Raw genomic sequence first — 837 nt, 5'->3', positions numbered from 1 at the left:
CCGCTCAACCGGCAGGCTGAACGCTATGCCCGCGAAGGCGTGCCGCTCAGCCTGTCGACGCTCGCCGACCAGGTCGGCGCCGGCGCCGCGGCGCTGATGCCGCTGTTCAAGCGGCTCGAAGCCCATGTGCTGTCCGCGGCACGTCTGCACGGCGACGACACGACGGTGCCGGTCCTGGCCAAGTGCAAGACCGATACCGGCCGATTATGGACCTATGTGCGCGATGACCGAGCATTCGGCGGTGTCGATCCGCCGGCGGCGGTGTTCTATTATTCCCGCGATCGCCGAGGCGAACATCCCGCGGGGCATCTCGCCGGCTGGAGCGGCATTCTGCAGGCCGACGCCTATGGCGGTTATGGCGATCTCTATGCGGCGGCCCGTCAGCCAGCGCTATTCTGGAAGCCAGCTGTTGGGCTCACAGCCGGCGCAAAGTGTTCGAGCTGGCCGATATCGAAGCGGCGGCGCGCAAGAAGGCGCACGGCGAGAAGCCCAACCTGGTCTATCCGCTCGCGGTTGAAGCCGTGAAGCGCATCGATGCCCTGTTCGATATCGAGCGCGCGATCAACGGCCTGTCGCCGGCCCAACGCCTCGCCGTGCGCCAGGAGCGGAGCGCGCCGCTGGTCACCGAGCTTGAGCGCTGGATGATCGAGACGCGCGACAAGCTCTCGCGCGGACACGATCTGACCAAAGCCTTCAACTACATGCTGCGCCGCTGGTCATCCTTCACCCGGTTCCTCGACGATGGGCGGATTTGCCTATCCAACAATGCAGCCGAGCGAGCCCTGCGCGGCATCGCCATCTCGGGGTCATTCTGCCCATGTTGGGCAGGAGGTCGAG

Annotated in this window: 1 pseudogene; it reads left to right on the top strand. The window is 66.2% G+C overall.

The features are described 5' to 3' along the window. Positions 1–837, top strand: a pseudogene (gene tnpC, locus NKH90_RS34635) (IS66 family transposase); the annotation flags it as partial.

Source organism: Mesorhizobium sp. M0898 (assembly GCF_040319695.1).
Classification (GTDB): domain Bacteria; phylum Pseudomonadota; class Alphaproteobacteria; order Rhizobiales; family Rhizobiaceae; genus Mesorhizobium.
The sequence above is the reverse complement of the archived record's forward strand: the minus strand, read 5'-3'. Positions and strand labels throughout refer to the sequence as shown.